Origin of the sequence: Siphonobacter sp. BAB-5385, assembly GCF_002261125.1 — a bacterium.
Taxonomy (GTDB): domain Bacteria; phylum Bacteroidota; class Bacteroidia; order Cytophagales; family Spirosomataceae; genus Siphonobacter.
Genome location: NZ_NMPS01000178.1, coordinates 102,266 through 108,289 on the forward strand (window position 1 = coordinate 102,266; position 6,024 = coordinate 108,289).

At 51.7% G+C, this 6,024-nt stretch carries 5 protein-coding genes; all 5 read right to left on the bottom strand.

Annotation, left to right across the window (positions count from 1 at the left end; genetic code table 11):
• Positions 1–4: 4 nt before the first annotated feature.
• Entirely contained in the window at positions 5–421 is a 417-nt protein-coding gene (locus BWI93_RS18005; protein ID WP_094813761.1) for a response regulator, read from the bottom strand.
• Positions 422–825: 404 nt separating this feature from the next.
• Positions 826–2,256 (bottom strand): TolC family protein, encoded by a 1,431-nt coding sequence (locus tag BWI93_RS18010; protein WP_094813763.1) that lies wholly within the window; start codon positions 2,254–2,256, stop codon positions 826–828.
• The gene (locus BWI93_RS18015) at positions 2,237–4,501 is read right to left on the bottom strand and encodes a peptidase domain-containing ABC transporter (RefSeq protein WP_094813765.1); all 2,265 of its coding nucleotides are present in this window, start codon (positions 4,499–4,501) and stop codon (positions 2,237–2,239) included. The genes BWI93_RS18010 and BWI93_RS18015 overlap by 20 nt, the downstream gene beginning before the upstream one ends.
• 44 nt (positions 4,502–4,545) lie before the next feature.
• Positions 4,546–5,724, bottom strand: coding sequence for an HlyD family secretion protein (locus tag BWI93_RS18020; RefSeq protein ID WP_094813767.1), 1,179 nt, complete (start codon positions 5,722–5,724; stop codon positions 4,546–4,548).
• Positions 5,725–5,921: 197 nt separating this feature from the next.
• Positions 5,922–6,024, bottom strand: a 103-nt coding sequence (locus BWI93_RS29680) for a class IIb bacteriocin, lactobin A/cerein 7B family (RefSeq protein ID WP_141217519.1), incomplete at its 5' end; no start/stop codon positions are given.

The following is a 6,024-nucleotide window of genomic DNA, read 5'->3' on the forward strand; positions in this document are numbered from 1 at the left end:
GCTTTTACTTTTTCGGCAGTTGTACCGTCCGAATCCAGTAGCTATACAGGCCGTCGAAGAGTTCGGATACTTTTTGATAGGAATAAGGTTTTACAAGGTAGGAATTCGCCCCGAGCTGGTAGGCGTCCTGAATCATCTGCAGGTCCTGCGAGGTGGTCAGCATAATAATAGGCAGATGTTTCCACTGGGAAGATTCTTTAAGTTTTTCCAGCAGTTGCATGCCATTCATCTTTGGCATATTGATGTCGAGAATGATGAGACTAGGCGTGGGAATATGATGTTCCAGTAAATCCAGGGCATGGGCCCCGTCGTGAGCAAAAACCAGATCACAGAAGTACGCTCCTTCCTGACAGGCCATCATTAAAAAATCGCGATCATCTTCATCATCTTCAACTACTAAAAAAACAGGCTTTACGGGCATTGAATCGTGGGTTATAAAACGAATCTGTATTCGTCAGTCGGTCATACATACGCAAGATTTATCATGCTCAGATTGCTGCGTTTTCCAGAGAAAACCAACGCTCAAATCCATAGCTTTTTTTACGCCTAAACCTTTGTACCACTACCTGTTATATCAATAAAAATTCTTACAAAAATCCTTTTTCAATTCAAAGAAAAATCTTACCTATGAGGAATAATTCAACCGTACTGTTTCAGAGAAGGTCTTGGCGGAACTTTTCTGAAACACTGAAGTAAAAACTCCTGTCATCACTGATGATCAGGAGTTTTTTATATCCCTTGAACCCCTCGATCCTCCGTGAAACAGCAACACACGCACCAGCCAGCAGCCGATACGTGTGTGAATAGTCGAAATTGAGCAACACATTAATTGAGGGTACCTGACTGGTAAAACCCAATAATTTGCTGGCGGAACGCACATTCGTACGTTGCCTGTATGAGACTGGCCCGAGCCCGGTCAAGGTTCGTTTTGGCTAGCGTATAATCAAGTACGTTTACCACCCCTGCTTCCAGACGTACCTGGGCCGCGTGTAAAGTCTTTTCGAGTACTTCTACCTGCCGCTGGTGCGTCTGCTGGCGTTCCAGGGCATTTTTATAGAGAACAAACGCCTGTTCAATTTGCTGTCGCAGTTGCAGATGGACCTGTTTTCGCTGATTATCAGCCCGCAATTGCTGGATCTTCGCTTCCTGAATCCGGTACGAAGCCTGATTGGCATTGAAGATGGGAATACGCAAAGACAGACTCACCGCCCATACCGGGTTGTTGCCCAATTGTTCCAGGTAACCCATGTTCTGCGTACGGGTAGTCTGGCTGATCGAACTGAGCTGGTAGCGTTCATTATTCACCGTTACAAAGGCATTGAGCGGCTCTTCGCGGTACGAATCGCCGGCGACGTATTTCTTGGCCGCCGATGAATACGAGGTTCCCAGCGAACTATTGAGCGTTAACGTGGGTAGTCGCAACCCCCGGGCTGCGTCCATACCCCTTCGGGCAGACTGAATGCGTAAATCCGCGGATTTACTTTCGGGCAGAATCGTCAGCGACGAGCGGTATACCTGCTGCCAGGATTCTACCGGAGCCGCCGTCACTTCCCTGGCGATGGCTTCGAGTTCGTAGTTTTGATCCGCGGGCCAGTTGAGTAGCTGGCTCAAAGCCATCTGGGCCGTACGAACCTCGTTTCGAGCGTTGGTAATCTGTAAGTCATCATTCGCTCGCTGCGATTGCAGGTTGTAGAGATTGGCTTCAGCCACGACCTGAAGCTGCACCTGCCGGGTCATGCGGTCGAGTTGCAGTTGCGTCGCCTCGGCCTGTTTCAGGGCCACCTGTAGGAGTTCCTGCGTCACGAGCACCTGCAAATAGGCCTGCAGTACCTTCAGGGTAATCGTATTTTTAGCCGCTTGCAAATCGTACTGACCTGCGGATAGATTCAGGGCATTCTGCTTCTGAATACTTTGCAACTGATTGCCGTTGTAGACCGCCCAGCTGGCCGTTATGCCCAGATTGTTCGTTCCCAGGTGATCGGTCGTAATGCTGTTGGTATACGGATCAATGGAACGACCCAGTGAATAGCCCGGATTAAATACGCCGGATACGGCAGGCATTCGGTCGCGTCGGGATTGCTGATAGGTGTTGATTGTTGACTCCTGCTGCAACTCCGCATCTTTAATCTGCAGGTTTTCCTTGATGGCCTGCTGAATGCATTCCTGGAGTGAAATACGGGTCTGGGCCAGGCCGGGCGTCAGGCATCCAACGCCCAGCAGAAAGGCTGCGACGAGTTTAGGATTGAATCGAAACATGGTGGCTGGCGTTTGTAGGGGTGGATTCCGTACCGTTGGCACTCACATTCAGCAGACTAGCCCGATCCAGAGCCGTTTCCGGGGTACTGACCAGATACTGCGAAGCCCAGAGTTTATAGTAGGCCTGGCGGTAGTCGAGCAATTCGGCATGCGAACCTTCTTCGACCAGCTTGCCTTCTTCAATCACGACAATCTTATCCGCATTCATGATCGTACTCAGGCGGTGAGCAATGATGATGATGGTTTTGCCCGCCTGACGCAATTGTTCAATTGTATGTTGTACGGCTCGTTCGGATACCGAATCGAGCGATGAGGTCGCTTCATCCAGAATGATAATCTGGGGATTGCGGTACAGAGCCCGGGCAATCGCCAGCCGCTGTTTCTGACCGCCCGACAGACTGGCTCCGTTTTCGCCCAGGTAGGTATGAAAACCGTTGGGTAATTTTTCGATGAATTCGGAAATACCCAGCAACTGGCAGAGCCCCAGAATCCGCTGCATATCGGGCTGGTACTCCCCGACGGCGATGTTGTCGATGACATTCCCGGCGAATAAATCCACCTGCTGCGGTACTACGCTCACCTGCCGACGCAGGCTCTCATTATGAATGTGCTTGATGTCGTAATCGCCGATGTAAATGGACCCGGTTTGCAGCGGGTAGAGATTCTGTAACAGCGAGAGCAGGGTAGATTTTCCCGATCCGCTTTCGCCTACTACAGCTGTCACTTTACCCTTGGGAATCGTCAGATTCAGGTTCTGGAAGACCTGTACGCGGGAGCCGTAGCGGAAAGACATCTGGCGGAAGGTAATGTCCCCAATCATTTCCGGACGGAGTTCGATTTTATTTTCCGTAGCCTCGCGTTCCAGATCCATGATTTCAAAAAGACGGTCGGCGGCAATCAGGGCTTCCTGTACCACGCGGTTGGCCGTGATCAGGCTGCTGGCCGGACCCGTGAAATAGCCAATGAGGGCGTAAAACGAGAGGAGTTCCCCGGGGGTAATCGCGTTGTCGATGACAAAGCCCGAACCCACCCAGAGTAAAATGATGGTAAACAACCGCGATACCAGCTCCGAACCGCTACCCGCCCAGATAGATACGGAAGCCGAGGTATAAATGCTGCGGAGCAGTTTGATGAAGCGGGTTTCGGTTTTCACGTTCGAAAAGCCCTCCAGCCCGAAGCGTTTGATGGTTCCTACCGAATTGAGTGATTCCACCAGTTGCGATTCCAGATCAGCAGAATTTTCCATCAGGGTTCGCTGCCCCTTTTTGTTAACCCGGTTTACAACCCAGTAAATCAAAGCGTAAAAAGGAATGACCGCCAGCATGATCAGGGCCAGTTTCCAGTCGTAGGTGAACATCATACCGAAGGAAAACAGGACGATAAATACGTTGACTACCAGCGTCAGAGCGGTGTCATTGATGAATGCCCGGATTTTTACGGCGTCATTCACCCGCGAGATGATCTCCCCTACCCGCATGGTATCGAAAAACTGTTGGGGTAGCTTGAGCAGGTGTTTGTAATAACCCAGAATCAGGTGAGCATCAATCTGCTGTCCCGTCTTCAGGGCAAAAATGCTTTTCATGGAACCGATGAAGAGTTGCAGTCCCAGAATCAGGATCATGGCCACACTGAGCAGATTCAACAGATTCCGGTTTCCCTCTACCAATACGTGATCTACGATTTTCTGCATGTAAATCGACGTGGACAGGCCCAGCACCGTATACACCAACGCCCCAACCAGTGCCTGCATCATCACCGAGCGGTGCGGGCGGACCAGATTCCAGAACCGGCCCGTAATCGATTTTTTGTTGTTCCCCGTTTCGAAGCTTTCCCCAGGCAATAGTAACACCAGTACACCCGTCCATACTTTCTGAAACGCTTCGTGCGTATATTTTTCCATTTTGCCCGGACCGGGATCCATCACGACCACGTGGGTATCGGTCACCTGATAGATGACGACAAAATGGTGCAGTACTTCCTTGACGACAATATGGGCCACCGTGGGCATGGGAATCTTCGAGAGGCTTTCAAACGTACCCCGTACGCCTTTGGCCTGAAAACCCAGTCGCTGGGCGGCTTCAATCATGCCCAGTACGTTAGTTCCTTTCTGATCGGTCGAGGCATACTGCCGGATGCGGGCAATGGGCATGAGTAATTCATAATGGGCGGCTACCGAAGCCAGGCAGGCGGCACCACAGTCGGTGATGTCATGCTGCTTGATGCATATTTTCTTACGGGTAAACATTGCTCAATTTCATTAAGGAGGTACACAGGAAGGAGTTGAAACACTTAGCGGGAAGCCAGTCCGGGATTGGTTTTGGGATTCAACCAGTCGTCGGCTTTATCGTAGAGCAGATCAAAAAGGCTGCGTTCGGTGACCACAAAATGAGCCCGCAGGGACATTCCTTTTTTCAGGTATCCTTTGACGCCCTGCCGGAGCGTGAGGTGATTACGGCTGAGTTTACACTTCACCCGGAAGTAAGTCTGCTGATCCGTAACCGTGATGTCATTGGCGATGTCGGCAATCTCGCCTTCGGCCAGGCCCCACTGGTTGTAGTCGAAGGCATCCACCTGCAGGCGGGCTTTCATCCCCTTTTGAAGGAGGCCAATGTCTTTGGGTGAGACGTAGCACTCGGCCAGCAGATTGGAATCCGGTGAAATGACTCCCATGACTTCTCCGGCCTGAACGTAACTGCCCACGTACTTGCCTACCAGCTGCCCCACGCTCCCCGCCACGGGAGCTTTGATGAGGTACAGGTCACGTTCGCGTTGCAATTGCTGCTGCTGAGCCTGTAGTTCGACCACATCGCGACGATACTGGGCCAGGGCCGTTTGCCAATCGCTCATCTGACGCTCGGTCAGGGTTTGGTACTGAGCCTGAGCCGTCTTTTGGGCAAATTCCTTGTCTTCAAGTTCCTGCTGGGCGATGAGTTTTTCACTGAGTAATTTCTGATTGGTCTGGAGTTCGCGTTGGCGTTTGCGAAGGGTTTCGGCCAGTTCCACCTGCTGATACCGAAACTGTTCGTATTGCTGCCGGTACAGCGGAGAATGCAACGAAAGGGAAGCCGGAGCCTGGGAGAGCGGCGTAGAAACCAGTAGCGTCAGGTCGCGGATGTAGCCATCTTTTTCCTGCTGCTGGAGGCGGATCAGGCGTAATTTGCTGTCGAGTACGTCCGTTTGCAGGCGAAACAGCGGCTGGCCGACCGTTACGGGCTGGTTTTCCCGAACCAGTACTTCGGTAAGTGTACCCGCAATGAGGGGGCGAATTTCATTGCGTTCGGCCCGGGGACGCACTACACCCGAACTTTGTACTGATACCTCCGTGCGGATAAAGGGTAAACTACCCAGGGCCACGAAAACCGCCGCCAGAATCGTCAGGTAGATCACCTGCCCGCGAGCGGATACTTGGGGTAAGTAGGCTTCAGTCGTGTGCTCGATGACTTCAGCCGGATGCAGTTGTTGGCTCATGATTTCGACGTTTAACTTCTTAGGTCAAAGGTCTATCAATCAGCTCGCTAGCTCAACAACGTTTGGTTTTGCTTTATAACGGGAGGCTATAATCAGCAATTCCGTCCGTAGCGGGCTACGGACGGAACGAATGGCATTCCCGCGGGCGAAAAGCAGAGACCCTGCTACCAGGAGCAGGGTCTTGCCTGGCGGAACTACTACTTAGAAACCCAGGCGTAGAGGGCCACACCAGCGATGTATCCAGCGATCAGGGCGGGTACGATGCCTCCTTCTACTTCCATCAATTCGTTTTGATCTAAA